At 42.4% G+C, this 15,720-nt stretch carries 14 protein-coding genes; 10 read left to right on the top strand and 4 right to left on the bottom strand.

The annotated features are described in order from the left end of the window. The first annotated feature begins 67 nt into the window (after positions 1 to 67). The 5 genes from D2V05_RS19400 to D2V05_RS19385 all read left to right on the top strand — a co-directional run bounded on the left by D2V05_RS19400 (position 68) and on the right by D2V05_RS19385 (position 8,297). Positions 68 to 1,687: a vitamin K epoxide reductase family protein gene (locus D2V05_RS19400; RefSeq protein ID WP_119649328.1), complete on the top strand. Its 1,620-nt coding sequence runs from the start codon at positions 68 to 70 to the stop codon at positions 1,685 to 1,687. A gap of 188 nt (positions 1,688 to 1,875) precedes the next feature. After that, positions 1,876 to 2,007 carry a hypothetical protein gene (locus tag D2V05_RS19930; protein WP_262706562.1) on the top strand — a complete coding sequence of 44 codons (132 nt, stop codon included), beginning with the start codon at positions 1,876 to 1,878 and terminating at the stop codon, positions 2,005 to 2,007. 100 nt (positions 2,008 to 2,107) lie between these two features. Further along, complete coding sequence (locus D2V05_RS19395; protein WP_119649326.1) at positions 2,108 to 4,300, top strand: peptidase domain-containing ABC transporter; 2,193 nt, start codon at positions 2,108 to 2,110, stop codon at positions 4,298 to 4,300. Positions 4,301 to 4,302: 2 nt separating this feature from the next. After that, on the top strand, positions 4,303 to 5,073 hold the full coding sequence (locus D2V05_RS19390) for an HlyD family efflux transporter periplasmic adaptor subunit (RefSeq protein WP_119649323.1): 771 nt from the start codon (positions 4,303 to 4,305) through the stop codon (positions 5,071 to 5,073). 215 nt (positions 5,074 to 5,288) lie between these two features. Beyond that, a complete protein-coding gene (locus D2V05_RS19385; protein ID WP_119649321.1) occupies positions 5,289 to 8,297 on the top strand; it encodes a WD40/YVTN/BNR-like repeat-containing protein in 3,009 nt (1,002 codons plus the stop codon). 133 nt (positions 8,298 to 8,430) lie between these two features. On the opposite strand, the gene D2V05_RS19380 is transcribed toward D2V05_RS19385, so the two are convergent. Together D2V05_RS19380 and D2V05_RS19375 are read right to left on the bottom strand one after the other, a co-directional pair. Beyond that, positions 8,431 to 8,649, bottom strand: coding sequence for a hypothetical protein (locus D2V05_RS19380; protein ID WP_119649318.1), 219 nt, complete (start codon positions 8,647 to 8,649; stop codon positions 8,431 to 8,433). An 11-nt stretch (positions 8,650 to 8,660) separates the two neighbouring features. Continuing rightward, entirely contained in the window at positions 8,661 to 9,158 is a 498-nt protein-coding gene (locus D2V05_RS19375; protein WP_119649316.1) for a DinB family protein, read from the bottom strand. 252 nt (positions 9,159 to 9,410) lie between these two features. On the opposite strand from D2V05_RS19375, the gene D2V05_RS19370 reads away from it, so the two are divergent. From D2V05_RS19370 to D2V05_RS19350, 5 genes are all read left to right on the top strand, one after another. Further along, positions 9,411 to 10,373, top strand: a complete 963-nt coding sequence (locus D2V05_RS19370; RefSeq protein WP_119649314.1) for a helix-turn-helix transcriptional regulator — start codon at positions 9,411 to 9,413, stop codon at positions 10,371 to 10,373. Between the two features lie 78 nt (positions 10,374 to 10,451). After that, positions 10,452 to 11,306: a methylated-DNA--[protein]-cysteine S-methyltransferase gene (locus D2V05_RS19365; RefSeq protein ID WP_119649312.1), complete on the top strand. Its 855-nt coding sequence runs from the start codon at positions 10,452 to 10,454 to the stop codon at positions 11,304 to 11,306. Between the two features lie 25 nt (positions 11,307 to 11,331). Further along, on the top strand, positions 11,332 to 12,045 hold the full coding sequence (locus D2V05_RS19360) for a 2OG-Fe(II) oxygenase (protein ID WP_119649310.1): 714 nt from the start codon (positions 11,332 to 11,334) through the stop codon (positions 12,043 to 12,045). Then, positions 12,029 to 12,298, top strand: a complete 270-nt coding sequence (locus D2V05_RS19355) for an Ada metal-binding domain-containing protein (protein ID WP_313786759.1) — start codon at positions 12,029 to 12,031, stop codon at positions 12,296 to 12,298. The genes D2V05_RS19360 and D2V05_RS19355 overlap by 17 nt, the downstream gene beginning before the upstream one ends. Further along, a complete protein-coding gene (locus tag D2V05_RS19350; RefSeq protein WP_119649306.1) occupies positions 12,279 to 12,890 on the top strand; it encodes an alpha-ketoglutarate-dependent dioxygenase AlkB family protein in 612 nt (203 codons plus the stop codon). The genes D2V05_RS19355 and D2V05_RS19350 overlap by 20 nt, the downstream gene beginning before the upstream one ends. 9 nt (positions 12,891 to 12,899) lie before the next feature. On the opposite strand, the gene D2V05_RS19345 is transcribed toward D2V05_RS19350, so the two are convergent. Further along, positions 12,900 to 14,450, bottom strand: a complete 1,551-nt coding sequence (locus D2V05_RS19345; protein WP_235855505.1) for a vanadium-dependent haloperoxidase — start codon at positions 14,448 to 14,450, stop codon at positions 12,900 to 12,902. After that, entirely contained in the window at positions 14,431 to 15,441 is a 1,011-nt protein-coding gene (locus D2V05_RS19340) for a transporter (RefSeq protein WP_220473581.1), read from the bottom strand. The genes D2V05_RS19345 and D2V05_RS19340 overlap by 20 nt, the downstream gene beginning before the upstream one ends. Positions 15,442 to 15,720: the final 279 nt, after the last annotated feature.

Below are 15,720 nucleotides of genomic sequence, written 5' to 3'. Positions count from 1 at the left end.
AGGAATAACAATACCTTCATAATAATTAGCAATTATATTCTTATATTTAATTGAATATTTTTCCTACATGAAAAATTCTGTTTACACTCTTCTGCAAGCGTTCCTTAAGCGTGAAAAATATAGGATTAATTCTGATGAATTGCAATTTCAACTTTTAAGCCATCCATCTTATCCGAGTCTACATTCAATTACTGGGGTTCTCCATCATTTTAACATAGAGGGCATCGCGCTTGAATTGCCTTGTGATGTGGATATTCTTGCCCAATTACCGGACAATTTCATCGCGCTTTCCAAGGAAGAACAATATATGTTGGTAAAAAAGACGGATGACAAGTTCAATTTAGTTTTGGAAGATGGGAAGAAATATAATCTGACCGATGAAGAATTCCTTGCCACATGGGATGGTGTTTTACTGGGGATAGAATCACCGGATATGGAAGAAGAAAAGAATATCACTATTGGCAGGATTCCCAATTACATATTGCTTTTAACGGTTCTTTTGTTGTTGACGGCCTCTTTTATCTATGCAGGCCCTACCACTTTCATGATGGCTCATTTCATACTTGGTGTCATAGGCCTTGGTATCAGTATACTCATTCTAAAACATGAGTTGGGATATAATTCCAAGGCATTGGATAAAATTTGTAATGCTAGTAAGATGACCAGTTGTGATGCTGTACTGCAATCGAAGGGAGCAAGAATATTAGGTCTTTTAAAATTGAGCGACCTGAGTATTGTATATTTTTCGGGGATTACCATTGCTTGGTTCTTAAATCCAGTTTTGGAAATAGGAAGCACCACAATGGTCATGATGACCATACTTTCCCTTCCCGCTACCATATATTCCTTGTATTACCAATATTATGGGGTTAAAAAATGGTGTCCACTTTGTCTGGCTATAGTGGGAGTTTTATGGATGCAGGCCATAAGTATTGTTTTGAACCGCGATCTTTTCAATTTTCATGTAAATGGCTTTGCGGTATTGTCATTTTGCTTGTTGATGGCGTCTTCTATTTGGATGCCTGTTCGTTCTCTGCTTCTGGATAACCAATCATTGAAAAAGATTAAAATAGATCATTACAGGTTCAAAAGAAATTTTGATGTATTCACTTTCTTATTGAATGGTTCAAAGGGGATGGATACCACTATTCCCAAGAGGGGTGAAAAGGAAGAAATTGTCATGGGGGATAAGGACTCCCCTTTGGAGTTGCTGTTGTTGACAAACCCTGAATGTTTTTATTGCAAATCGGCCCATTTGGACATGGAAGAGATAACAAATAAATATCCGAATGGGATACGACTGGTGATCAGGTTTAATGTAAATGCCAAAAATCTTGACCAAATTGGCCCAAGTGTTTGTTGCAGGTTATTGGAATTGTACAATGAAGATCATCTAAATGTACTGATTGAAGCTTTGGGCGAGGCCTATTCGGAAAATGCAAATTTAGAAAGCTGGTTGAAAAAATGGGGAGAACCAAAAGATATACAAACCTATGGTCAAATATTGATGCAACAACAAGAATGGTGCTTTGAAAACAGCATACATTTTACCCCCGCTTTGCTCATCAATGGAAAAGAGTATCCCAGTGAATATAAAAGGGAGGATCTTTTGTTTTTTATGGAAGACCTTATGGAATTGACCGAAAATCGTTCGGTGAAGGAAATGGAATTTGTTCAAACGAATTAACTGATTTCAGTGTCCAACTTGTGATGGGTGCACTGAACAAAGATATCTTTTCGCGAAAGGTGGACACAAGGCTTGAGTGTCCCTAAATGTTCAAGTTAAGTTTCAATTTAAAATCATTATTAGTATGAAAAAATTATCGAATTTAACTGGAGTGAAAGTCTTGGGAAAAATGGAGCAAAAATCAATTCATGGAGGGTCATCATCAGATTGTGCAGGTTCTGCCTGTTCTACAATTGGTGCACGATGCAAGTACTTTTGTAATGGATACCTTATTCAGGGTCTTTGCACTTCCCAAGGATGTCAGCCTCTATAAGTTTTAAATTCTTTGATGGTCTTTTATGATTCCATCAAAAAGTTAAAATTTATTTAAGTTAGCCAGAGGAGTTCCTCTGGCTATTTTAATAACCCATACACGTAACAATGTCAAAGTTTTCATTTTATAGACAAGCGGACCAGAAAGATTGTGGACCTACCTGTCTTAAAATGATAGCCAAACATTATGGTAGGTATATTAGTGTTCAAAGTCTAAGGGAATCGGCGGAAACAACCAGGGAAGGCAGTGATCTATTAAGGCTTTCCGAGGCATCCGATAAAATTGGCTTTCATAGTATTGGGGTGCAGTTGAGCTATGAAAAACTGTTGGATGTTCCCCTACCGTGCATTCTGCATTGGAACAAAGATCATTTTGTTGTACTATATAAGATTAAAAGAGGAATGGCATATATAGCGGATCCTGCCCACGGACTCATCAATTATAAAGTGGATGAATTCTTAAAATTCTGGATAGGGAACAATGCTGCTATAACAACTGAAGAGGGGATTGCCCTGCTTTTGGAGCCAACACCCAAATTCTATTCAGATGCCGGGGAGAAAGAGGATAGAACCGATTACGATTTCAGATTCATTTTCAAATACCTGATCAAGTATAAGGGATTCATAATTCAATTGGCAGTTGGATTATTGGCAGGGAGCATACTTCAATTGTTTGTGCCATTTTTGACCCAAAGTATAGTGGATATAGGGATAAAGAACCAAGACCTCAACTTCATTTATCTGATACTTCTTGCCCAATTGTTCATGTTTTTTGGACGTACCGCATTGGAAGTAGTGCGAAGCTATATTCTACTTCACCTAAGCACGCGCATAAATATTTCCCTGATCTCCGACTTTTTTGTCAAATTAATGAACCTCCCCATATCATTTTTTGATGCCAAGATGACCGGAGACTTATTACAGCGTATAAATGACCATGAACGGATTGAAAAAATACTTACCGTATCATCTCTGAGCGTTATTTTCTCCATGGTCAACTTTGTGGTTTTCGGTATTATATTGGCCTATTACAGCTTACAGGTTTTTGGGGTCTTTTTCTTTGGAAGTGTCTTCTATTTTGTTTGGGTGCTTTTCTTTTTTAAAAAGCGTAAAATATTGGATTACAAACGTTTTTCAGAAGTCAGCCAAGAGCAAAGCAAGGTAATAGAACTCATTAATGGAATGCAGGAAATAAAACTTCATAACGCGGAACGCAAGATGAGGTGGAACTGGGAGTTTGTCCAAGCCCGATTGTTCAAAGTGGAGATGAAGAGCCTTACATTGGAACAGACCCAGTCTGTTGGGTCTTCCTTCATCAACGAGTTGAAAAACATATTGATTACCGTACTTTCGGCAAAACTGGTCATTCAAGGAGATATTACCTTGGGTATGTTGGTGGCAATTTCTTTTATAGTAGGCCAATTGAATGCCCCAGTAGCCCAACTGATTATCTTTTTGAGAGAGGTTCAAGATGCCAAGATTTCGTTGGAAAGGCTCGGGGAAATCCACAATATGGATAATGAGGATACATACGATACGGACACCTTGACCAAAGTCCCCCATGACCAGGATTTTAGGATGGTCAATGTTACCTTTAGATATGTTGGGGGATTGGACGATGTCATCAAGAACTTGGATTTGGTCATTCCTGCAAATCAGGTAACGGCAATAGTGGGGGTAAGTGGTAGTGGCAAAACCACCCTGATGAAGTTATTGCTTAGGTTTTATGAACCAAATGAAGGAGAAATCTATATTGGCAAAAATAGAATATCCGATTTTTCACAGAGTACTTGGCGTGCCAATTGTGGTGTGGTTATGCAAGAGGGCTATATTTTTAATGATACCATTGCGATGAACATAGCTGTGGGCTCCGATGTTATAGACAAGGAGAGACTGGATCAAGCAGTGAGAATAGCCAATATTCAATCCTATATAGATGAATTGCCCTTAGGTTTCAATACTAAGATCGGTCTGGAAGGAAAAGGATTGAGCACAGGGCAAAAGCAACGCCTTCTTATTGCAAGGGCCGTATATAAAAACCCTAAGTTTTTGTTTTTTGATGAAGCCACATCCGCCTTGGATGCAAATAATGAAAAGATAATAATGGAAAATTTGGAAGAATTCTTCAATGGCAGAACTTCTGTTATTATTGCCCACAGGTTAAGTACGGTAAAAAAAGCACATAATATTGTTGTGTTGGACAAAGGGAGGATTGTTGAATATGGCAACCATGCCATCCTGACCAAACTAAAAGGCAATTACTATAATCTGGTGAAGAATCAACTGGAATTAGGAAATTAATTATGGCAGAAATCGATGAACCTCATAAGGCCGATGTTCCCTTAAGAAGCGAAAGTGTCCAGGAAATTTTGGGCAAGGTACCCCATGTCCTGATCAGGTGGGGAAATACTATTATCCTTATTCTGGCCATTGGAACCTTACTCATTTCCTATTTCGTACGTTATCCCATCATTTTGGAAGGAAAGATGGAATTGGTTCCTATCTCGAACATTGATAGGATTTATGCTCCAGTTACGGGCAAATTGATGGGGTGGGATGTTAAAAATGGCGATATGGTAGACAAGGGAGCTCTTTTGGGTACTGTGATAACTTCTGATGGTAGTACAGACGTGGAGTTGGTCTCACCTCGCGAAGGACGAGTATATACATCATCTTTTTTCATTGAAGGAAAGGTGGCACGGAAAGGGGACCTGTTGTTCAAAATTTTACCCTTGAAAACTAATGGCTACCAAGCTTATTTCAAATCTGGCCAGTCTTATGCCAATAGTATTGTTGAAGGGCAAGAAGTAAAAATATGGATTCCGGAAATGGATGTTCAACAAAATATAGGTTCGGAATATGAAGGAAGGGTGACAAAAACGATTTATGATAATGAGGCATTTACTGCTCAAATCAAACTCCACAATATGAATGATTCCATATACCTAGAAAATATTACGAAGGTTTCAAAAAATGAATACCATGCAGAAATAGTGGTGGGCAATCCTAGACTTATTGAGCATTTTTTTTCATCAACAACGGATATTTTCAGTTCATTGATAACGGATAAGTAGGCTTCCCTTCCAGATTAACTTTATGAAAAATCAACTGATGGAGCGGGTCCATTGATTCAGTTATCTGTTGTAAACCAATATTTTTTTAGTCGATTCTTCATTCCTTTCCGTAATCACCTTCAGAATCCACTAAATACGCATTTATACCCATTAATCATTCCACATTGCCCCAGTATTTAGTAGCTTTGGTAAAAACCAAACTATTCTACTGACTCATGCAAACCAACTACCGCTTTTCCCCATTCCTTTTTATTTTTTTTCTGACTACCATAATCTTCGCCCAAGATTTTGATGCTTTTCAATACCGCACCATAGGTCCTGCTCGCGGTGGTCGTGTAACCACTGTTACGGGAACCGTCCTGGAGCCTGGTACTTTTTATTTGGGTGCTTCCGGTGGAGGGGTATGGAAAACGGAGGATTACGGCACTTCGTGGTTCAATGTTTCCGATGGGTTTTTCGATACGCCTTCCATTGGTGCTATCGAGATAGCGCAAAACGATGCCAACATTGTATACGTGGGCACCGGTTCCGATGGTATCCGAAGCAATATCATTGCGGGGAAAGGGATGTACAAATCCATAGATGCCGGAAAAACTTGGGAACACATTGGGCTGGAAAACGTGGGTCAAATAGGGGCTGTAGAAATCGACCCGACCAATAACAATATTGTTTGGGTTGCTGCCATTGGTAATGCTTTCAAATCCAATCCTGAAAGAGGGATTTTTAAAACGACGGATGGCGGCAAGACTTGGGAAAAAGTATTGTTCGTTTCCGATGAGGTAGGTTTTGCCGACTTGGAACTACTTCCGGGTAACTCCAATGTGGTGTACGCCGCGGCTTGGAAAGCTCGCCGAACCCCTTGGACCATTGATTCTGGTGGTGAAAATAAGGATGGGGGCATTTACAAATCCGTGAATGGAGGAAAAGATTGGGTGAAACTGGAGGAAGGTTTGCCAAAAGGACTTATCGGTAAGATTGATTTGGCCGTTTCTCCCGTAGATTCACGTCTTCTATATGCGGTCATTGAAGCCCTGGACAAGGAAAGAGGGCTATATAAATCCGTAGATCAAGGAAAATCGTTTACCCATATTTCCGACAATGAAGATTTGGTGAACAGGCCATTTTACTATACCAATTTGGAATTGGATCCCACCAATCCCGATATCATTTATTCCAATGCCAATCCGTTGGTAAAATCTACCGATGGCGGTAAAACTTGGAAACGGATAAGCGTACCCCATGGCGACAACCACGATATATGGCTCAATCCCAACAATCCCGATCTGTTGATCCAATGTAACGATGGGGGTGCCAATGTTTCCCATAATGGAGGAAAAACCTGGTCTACCCAATTTAACCAACCAACTGCTGAAATTTATCAAGTGGCAGTGGATGAGCAATATCCATATTGGGTGTATGGCGCACAGCAAGACAATACCACCATCGCCATTCCAAGCAAGGCACCTAGCGCCACCACCACTCCGGGAACACCGATCATGATGAACGTGGGAGGGTGCGAAACGGGACCAGTAATCCCCATGCCAGGCAACCACTACATGGTGTACAACAACTGTAAAGGGCGTTTTAGCGTGTACAGCAAAAAGACGGGAATTGATCGTGAATACTCCATCGGGGCTTCCAATATTTATGGCCACAATCCGAAGGATTTAAAATATCGCTTTCAAAGGGTGGCCCCCATCCATGTGTCACCATTCGACCCAGAAGTAGTGTACATGGGCTCCCAATTCTTACATAGAACAAGCAACGGAGGTAAAAATTGGGAGATCATCTCACCTGATCTTACCGCCAACGAACCTGATAAACAGGTTATCTCTGGTAATCCTATCACAAGGGACATCACTGGGGAAGAGTATTACAGCACTTTGTATTCCATAAGGGAATCCAAGATTGCCAAAGGCACCATTTGGACGGGTTCCAATGACGGTGTCATTTCTGTAACCAAGGATGGTGGCAAAACCTGGAAGAATGTCACGCCTAAAAAATTGCCCAAAGGAGGAAGGGTAGAGTCCGTGGAACCTTCACAATTTAATCCTGCAAAGGCCTACATTGCCGTGGAACGACATTTGTTGGGAGATAATAAGCCCTATTTCTATAAAACGGACAATTATGGCGAAAGTTGGGAATTGATCAGTACCGATTCCAATGGAATTCCTTCTGATTATTTTGCTCGTGTACTCCGTGAAGACCCCGTTCGTGAAGGGTTGTTGTATGCCGGTACGGAATATGGGATGTTCGTTTCCTTTGATGACGGGAAGAACTGGAAAAAGTTCCAGCAAAATCTACCCTTAGTGCCGATTACCGATATCATCTTGTTCCGTGGAGATCTGATTTTAAGCACCATGGGACGAGGTTTTTGGATTCTGGACAATGTTTCAACCCTTGAAAATTTAAATGATTTTGATCCAGGACATGCGACAATTTTCAAACCTGCCAATACCATCCGTTATGATAGTCCAAGAGGAGGGGACTTCCCTGATTATCCATCTACCAGCGTGCTCATCGATTACTATTTGCCCAGCGATATGAAAAGCGGGGTGCAATTGGATATCCTCGATGTTCAAAACAAGGTGGTGGCCTCCATTGTCAGTGATTCTACACAGCTAAAATCAACCAAGGAAGAAGTGGAGGACATGGGGTTGAACATGACCTTTGTGTATTTGGATAAAAAATTGGAGACCAAAAAGGGCATCAACCGTTTTGCTTGGGACCTTCGCCAAAAAGGGCCTTGGGACAAAAACAAGAATAGAAGATTTAAAGGCGGTCCTGTGGTGCCTCCAGGGATGTACAAGGTAAAGCTGACCGTAGGGGAAACTACTTTTGAACAACCTTTCGAAATTTTGATAGACCCTAGATTGAAGGATGATGGGGTGACCTTGGACAACATTTTGGAACAACAACAATTGGTTTTCAAGGTGATAGACCTGTTGTCCGATGCCAAAATGCTCCAGGATAATTTGGAAAAGAAAATCAAGGAGCTTGAAAAATCCAAAATTGGCGATGCCAAATTGGATCACTACAAATCGATTTTAAAGCAATTGAAAAACGAGGAAGGTGCCTATCCACAACCCATGATGGTGGGTCAAATCTCTTATTTATATTACATCTTGTCCGGAACCGATAAGGAACCGGGTCAAGAAGAGAAGGAAAGATATTCCGAGCTGTTAAGCCAGTTTACGGAATTGAAACAAAAAGCGGGCATCTGACCCAAAAGATCAAGATGCCGACTTTTTTTGATGGTTGGGCCTGATCGTCCAAAAACGAAATGCGCGGTCAAAATCCCTTAATCGGTGGTTTTGGCCGTTTTCTTTTTCATGATTTGCGCTTGGGGAAGCATCTTCAATGGAGTTCTTCACAACTAAAGCCATTTTTTTCCAATAAGGTTGAAATCGTATGTGCCCTCACGTGCTGGGATTCGACCCGGAGAATGTTGTCGCAATCCTCCAGGTCAAAATTCCACTGTCCGTTTTTGGTGATCAATTGGTTCAATAAGGGTTTAAGGGTCTTCACCTGTCCTTTGCCCAATACCGAGGTCTTAAAAACTAAAACGGTCTTCATTGTCTTACTTTTTATCGCTCGTAGAAAAACGGCGGTTCAATGTTCAAGGAGCGCAAATACACATAAGCTTGCCCCCTGTGGTGGATCTCATTATCGATAAAATAGAAAATCGATGACTGAACGGTACCTTCATACTGCCCGAAGAGTTTGATATACTCTTGAAAACGCTCTAAACCAATTTGGCTCCAAAGCATGTCAATTTTTTCCGTGGATTCGTCCCACAGTTCCAAAACTTTGTTCTTACTGTGGCCAAAATCACTTTTCTCCCTGAACTCAACTGTTTTTTTGCTCACGATTTCTTCAAGTCCCGGTACGGCAATGGCCAAAAGTTCAGCAACCATTTCCGAGAAGGATCGCATACCTCCGATTTGATGCTCGAACAATTCTTTTTCGGGGAAGGCCTCAATGACCCTTCGGGTCAACCTCCTGTGTCCTTGCCAGTGATCCAATAATTGTGTTGATGTAATGACTTGTTCCATTGTTTGCTGTGTTGCTGCTGTTTTTTCCATGATGTTTTATTTAAAGGATTTTAGAATTTGAATCAAAGGTAGAAGGGGGGTGTGACAGCCCTTTGTCAGTAGAAAAAAATGAGGTCGAAAAAAAATAATATTGACAAACTGTTGTCACTGTCCATAGGTAATATTGCTTGAAAATAAAGGGCATACATAGCGTTGTCCTGTTTAAATCAATAAAAAATGAAAAGGAAATCATCTCATGGCTTTGGGCTTAAGTCCTATCTTTGGGAGATAGCCTACGCAATTATGGGAATGGATACCGTGAAACGTTTTGATAGGATTGTTGCCATCTTGATCCAGTTACAGTCCAAAAAGATTGTAAAGGCCCAGGAATTGGCCGACCGCTTTGAAGTGAGCCTTCGCACCATTTACAGGGATATCCACACTTTGGAGGCTTCCGGGGTACCCATAGCGAGCGAGGCAGGTATAGGGTATTCCATTATGGAAGGGTATCGTTTGCCACCTGTCATGTTCACGCGTGAAGAAGCGGGAAGCTTTGTGGCTGCCGAAAAGTTGATGCAAAAATTCACCGATAAATCACTCGGGGCATATTATGAATCGGCCATGTTCAAGTTGAAATCCGTGCTCCGTGGCAGTGAAAAGGATTGGGTGGAGGCCTTGGAAAATCAAGTTTCCATAGTGCCAGGACAGGAATTGTTCAACAAGGAGGTCCCAGATGCCCTTGAGATTTTGTTTGAAAGTATTGCGGAGCGAAAGCAGGTTTTTTTACGGTATGAATCCCTACGGGAAGATGATCCTTCGGAACGGAAGATAGAACCGGTGGGCCTTTTTCATGAGAATGGCTATTGGTATATTTTGGGGTATTGCCACCTGCGGATGGATTACCGTCATTTTAGAACGGATAGGATCCATCGAATCAAACGAACGCACGAACCTTTCGCACTTGAACATGGCACTTTGGATGAACATCGAGAGAAACGGGAAAACGTACAAAAGACCAAGGTGAGGATCTTGGTGGACAAGACCGTTGCCAAATACATCAGGAACGGGAAAAAATATTACGGATTTGTTTCTGAAAAAGTCACGGATAAAGGGGTGGAGATGACCTTTATGTCCATGGATATGAACAACGGTTTTGCCCGTTGGTATCTCATGTTTGCGGATTATGCCACCATTTTGGAACCGGAAGCCCTTAAACAAAGGGTGTCGGATATCCTTCAGAAAAGCCAGGAAAAATTGTTGGGTTGATGGGGTTGTTTAAGTTCGCAAGATTCGGGTTTTAAGCCCTGGGATACGCCCCTACATTTGCTCTAAACAATTTAGATCATGACAAGTCAAGCAGAATTCAACTACAACCGGATTGCCAAGGCAATTGCGTTTATTCAGGAGCATTTTCAGGAGCAGCCCTCTTTGGGGGAGATTGCGGAGACCATACATGTAAGCCCATATCATTTTCAACGTTTGTTCACCGAATGGGCAGGGGTAAGCCCTAAAAAGTTTATGCAGTACATCAGTGTGGAACACGCCAAACAGCTATTGAAACAGAAAGGGACCACCTTGGCCGATGCTGCATGGGAAACAGGATTTTCTGGTACGGGCAGGTTACATGATCTTTTTGTGGGGATTGAGGGGATGACCCCAGGGGAGTTTAAAAATGGGGGTGAAAATCTACATATCAATTATAGCTTTGCCGAAAGCCCATTTGGTAAAATGATCGTAGCTTCTACTGAGAAGGGTATTTGCCACATGTCTTTCATGGATAATGTGCAACTGGCCTTTAACGAACTGAAATCCCGATTCCCCAATGCCCATTACCAGCAATTATTGGACAAGCATCAACAAGATGGGCTGTTCATTTTTCAGCACGATTGGAGCAAACTGGATCAGATCAAATTACATTTGAACGGCACCCCTTTCCAATTGAAAGTATGGGAAACGTTGCTCAAGATCCCCATGGGAAGTTTGGTCACCTATGGTGACATCGCTCAAAAGATAGAAAAACCGAATGCTTCAAGGGCAGTGGGGACTGCCATAGGGAATAATCCCGTAGCATTCTTGATCCCTTGCCACCGTGTGATCCAATCCACTGGAAAAATTGGAGGGTATATGTGGGGCAACACCCGAAAAACGGCAATCATTGGTTGGGAAGCCGCACAGACCGATACCCATCCGGAAGCTTAATCCGTACAATTAAATCTGAATAAATATGGATAGGATTTCAGAGCGAATCAAGCAACTGGATTGGGATACCATTGCCGAAAGTTTGCACAACAAAGGGTATGGTTTGATATCGAACCTATTGACCGATGCAGAAGTAGAGAGTTTGAAGAGGCTATATGATAAACCGGAAGGATACCGCAAAACGGTAGTGATGGAGCGTTACCGCTTTGGGTCGGGAGAATACAAGTATTTTGATTATCCCTTGCCGGAGATTATTCAAACGTTACGGACGGAACTTTATCCCCATTTGGCGCCAATAGCCAATCTTTGGATGAAAGCCTTGAAAATGGATAATCAATTTCCCAATACCCATCAACAATTATTGGAAGATTGCTGGCAAAACCATCAAACCAAACCAACACCGTTGATTTTGAAATATGGAGAAGGCGGATTCAACACCTTACACCAAGATTTATATGGCGAGGTCTATTTTCCAATGCAAGCAGTTTTATTTTTGAGCGAGCCTACTGTGGATTATGCTGGTGGAGAGTTTGTGTTGACTCAACAGACGCCCAGGGCGCAATCCAAAGCCATAGTGTTGCAACCTAAAAAAGGGGATGTGCTACTATTCACCACGAATTTTAGACCGGTTCAAGGAAAAAATGGCTATTACCGTGTAAACATGAAACATGGTGTAAGTGAACTGCATTGGGGAGAGCGCTACACTTTGGGAATTATTTTTCATGATGCGGTCAGTTGAAATGCTACATCATGCAGATTTAGGTGATAATGAAGTCAGAAGTAAAATCAAGTCTGGGGAAATCCAATTTGGAGGCAACAGGAAGTTGAAGATTTATGGTATCTTGAAATGTAAATCGGGCAAACGGATGAAAAGGGGAAACCGTATTTTCTTTAATTCTGAAAATGAAGCCATAGTAATGGGATATCGACCCTGTGGACACTGTATGCAAGGATTGTATAAAAAATGGAAAGATGGATTTGTTCAGCAATGAGGTGGACCACAACCACAATTGGTTGCCTAGTGATGGTATTGTAAACTACTATGGCACCATCATGGATTTGGATGAAGCCAATGCGTATTATCAAAAATTGATGGAGACCATTGCTTGGGAAAATGATGTGGCCGTAATTTTCGGAAAACGCATCGTAACCAAACGGAAGGTGGCTTGGTATGGTGACCAACCTTTCGATTACACCTATTCCAACAACACCAAGAAGGCATTGCCTTGGACCAAGGAACTTTTGGAACTGAAAAAGCTATCTGAAAAGCTCACCGGGGAAGTATTTAATTCCTGTTTGTTGAATTTGTATCATTCCGGGGAAGAAGGAATGGCCTGGCATAGTGATGCCGAAAAGGAACTCAAGAAGAATGGGGCCATCGCCTCGATGAGTTTTGGAGCGGAACGAAAGTTTGCCTTCAAACACAAACAAACCCAGGAAAAAGTAGGTTTGGTGTTGGAACATGGCAGCCTTTTGGTGATGAAGGGCACAACACAGACCCATTGGTTACACCGACTGCCGCCCACCAAAATGATAAAGGCCCCAAGGGTGAATCTCACCTTTAGGGCCATTAATAGTCATTGAGTTTAGATTTTAATTATCCGCTCCGTCCGCTTTGGCTCGGTCAATGGTATATTGGGCAACCTCCCTTCCTTGATCTGTGCCCACAAAAGCATCAAAGCTCCAGTGAATGCCTCCATATACCCTAGAAATGGCCGCTTCTTCTGCCCATCCACGTACTTTGGCGGCCTCATCAGGAAAAATATAGGCCAAAACTTCAGATGCTGCCGCTGAAAACACACTGTGCCCGGACGTATAACTCGGAAAGTTCGGGGTACCCGCAATGGTCTCAAAATTCTCGATCATTTGTATCGGTCGCGGATAATGGTAATAGTACTTGGCATCCCAACAACTGATTCCGGAATCCATGATGGCCATGTTCATATAGGCTAAGGTGCGGGTGGTCTGCAATGGGTTCAGTTGGTGTTCCACAATGATCTCATTGGCAATGCGGTTCCAATGCCCAGGGGGCGTATACGTGCCTAGACCATCTTGCCAAAAATTGGCGATCCTTCTGTGTTCGTCGGTCATATTACGGGCATAATCTTTGAGTAGTTGCACATCATCCAGAAACTCCTGTGAATCCAGTTGTGGAGGAGCAATAGGGCGCACACTTTCCACATCAGCAATGCTCCACATGGTCACTTTTCCAAATAGAGGGGTAAGACCCACGGGACGTACCGGAATTTCCAAGTTGTCCCAAGCCCAACCAAATCGGTCATAAGCTGCTTGCTTGATGGAATCCGAAACAGCTTTTGGGGTTTGGGCATTTTTCATCCCATCGTTGGCAGCTCTTGCCAATCCTGTCGCTGAAACAGCATCACCAATGACAAGTCCTGCATCAATGTCACTTGTCACATATCCTCCTGACAACAGCAAACTTTCTAAGTTTTCCTCTTCCAATTTTTGAAGATATTCCGCTTCAAGGGGAAACATGGCCGTTAAAATTTTTCGTGAGGCCCTTGCAATCACGGCACCATCCGAAGGGTAGGAGGGAATGTCATTTTCTTCATAGGCATAATCAATGTCCTCATCCAATTGGTAGGGAGCGGCCCTGTTATACTCGTATTTATAGTGCCAAGCCGTGATGAGTCCATCAAATTGTGCCACGGACATGTAGGCCAAGGCCCTACAAGCATATGGTGGGTGTGCAAAGGGAAAAGCCGGTGGACCTTCTGGATTGGCCGGATTGGGCAACGTATAGGTGCCATCTGCATTTGGACCAGGAATCAGGTTGTATTTGGCGATAAGTTCCAATGCTATCTCGTTCCAACGAATGGCGGGGTTGTTGGTCCAATACTTTACCGCTTTCTTTTGCTCGGAGGTCATGTTGGCCATTGCTTGTTTCATATCTGCAAGCTCATCCTGATAGGCCTGTGAATCCGTTGCATCTGGCGCATCCACTGTAATGGACGCTCCGGAATCCTCCAAAACCGGGGTCCAATCCCCTCCATTTTCATTGAGCTCGGTAAAACTATACCCTTCATAGGGCAGATATCTTGGGGTGTCCTTTTCGCAGGAAACAAAAATGGCTAGGCCCAAAGCTAGGACTAGGGTGATAATTTTATTGCGCATCTTTTTCATCAGTTTGTTTTTTGATTACGTTGAACTGGTAGGTGATCCCAAATCCGGTGTTGCTCAATTTCGGAGTGTTCCTTCCGTCCACCACTCGGTTATGATAGGCGACGATCCCCAACCCTTTTATCGATTTAAAGAAATATTGGGCAGATAATCCGATCCTGTCTGACTCGACCTTGTTGGTGGGTTGCGCTGCATTATAGGCCCTAATATCATCCCCACTGGTGGAGTTTAGGCTGAAGTAGCTCAATTCCAGTTTCAAGGAGGTGTTGAAGAACCATTTTCCTAGGATTCCTTCGTAGGTCCAGGCATTGGGAATATCCATCCAAGCGGTGTAGTAGCTTCCATTGTTGTAATAATAGTCGCGTTCCGCCTCGGTGTAACCCCTCCAAAGATGGGCCAATGCCGCGCGTACATAAAATCCATTGTTCCATTGGTATTGTCCAATACCCCGGAGTGAAAATTCAGGAGCCCCAGACCCAATACTATATGGCCTATAATCCGAAAGATAATTGGTAAAGGGCGTGGAAAAGCCGGCGGTAGCCAGCGCAGTAAGTTTACCACTGCCCAATGCTGTCTGTATGGCCCTATATTTTACGGCAAAGCCAATATCCTGAAAACCTCGGGCCCCGGTAAATTTACCCCCATTAGGTTCTGAAGACTCTGTGCTCACATAAGGTAGACTGATATAAAAGTTCAAATCATCCAAAATACCTATGGCCGCCATGGGCATTATGGTGTTCCGGTCAACTGTGGCCACTGTTTGGTTGGATCTGAGGTAAGATCCCTCCCAATATCTGTCAAAAGTACCCATGTCATAAGAAAACAGTACACAAACGTTCTTGGAGCGCATCATTAATGCATCCGAAGGGGTTTGTCCTGATAGTAAGTTTGGCAGGCAGATGCCTACAAGTGCCAAAATAAAGGCACAGAATGTTGGGACTACCTTTTTTTTGTGCTTGGGACACCGGTAGCGAAAATGCTTTGGAAATGTCATGTCAAAGTTTGGTTGAAAATTATAAGTGTTTAACAATCAGTTTTTTGGGAGAATTTTAGTTTGCGTGAAAAATCTTTCGAGGCTAAAATAGTTGTATGGAATACCACTTGGGATTAAGGTTTGGCCAAGAAGCATTATGAAAAAGACAAACAGGTTGTGGAAAGATTAAAAAGGGTTAGGAAAAAGTAAATTTGATGTCCAATGATGATAGATAGGGTTAACAAAAACCAAACTTCCACATCAATTTTATGACAGGTGTTAGGTTTTACATACCATCCA

The organism is Flagellimonas pelagia, from assembly GCF_003584135.1.
GTDB lineage: Bacteria > Bacteroidota > Bacteroidia > Flavobacteriales > Flavobacteriaceae > Flagellimonas > Flagellimonas pelagia.
The sequence above is the reverse complement of the archived record's forward strand: the minus strand, read 5'-3'. Positions and strand labels throughout refer to the sequence as shown.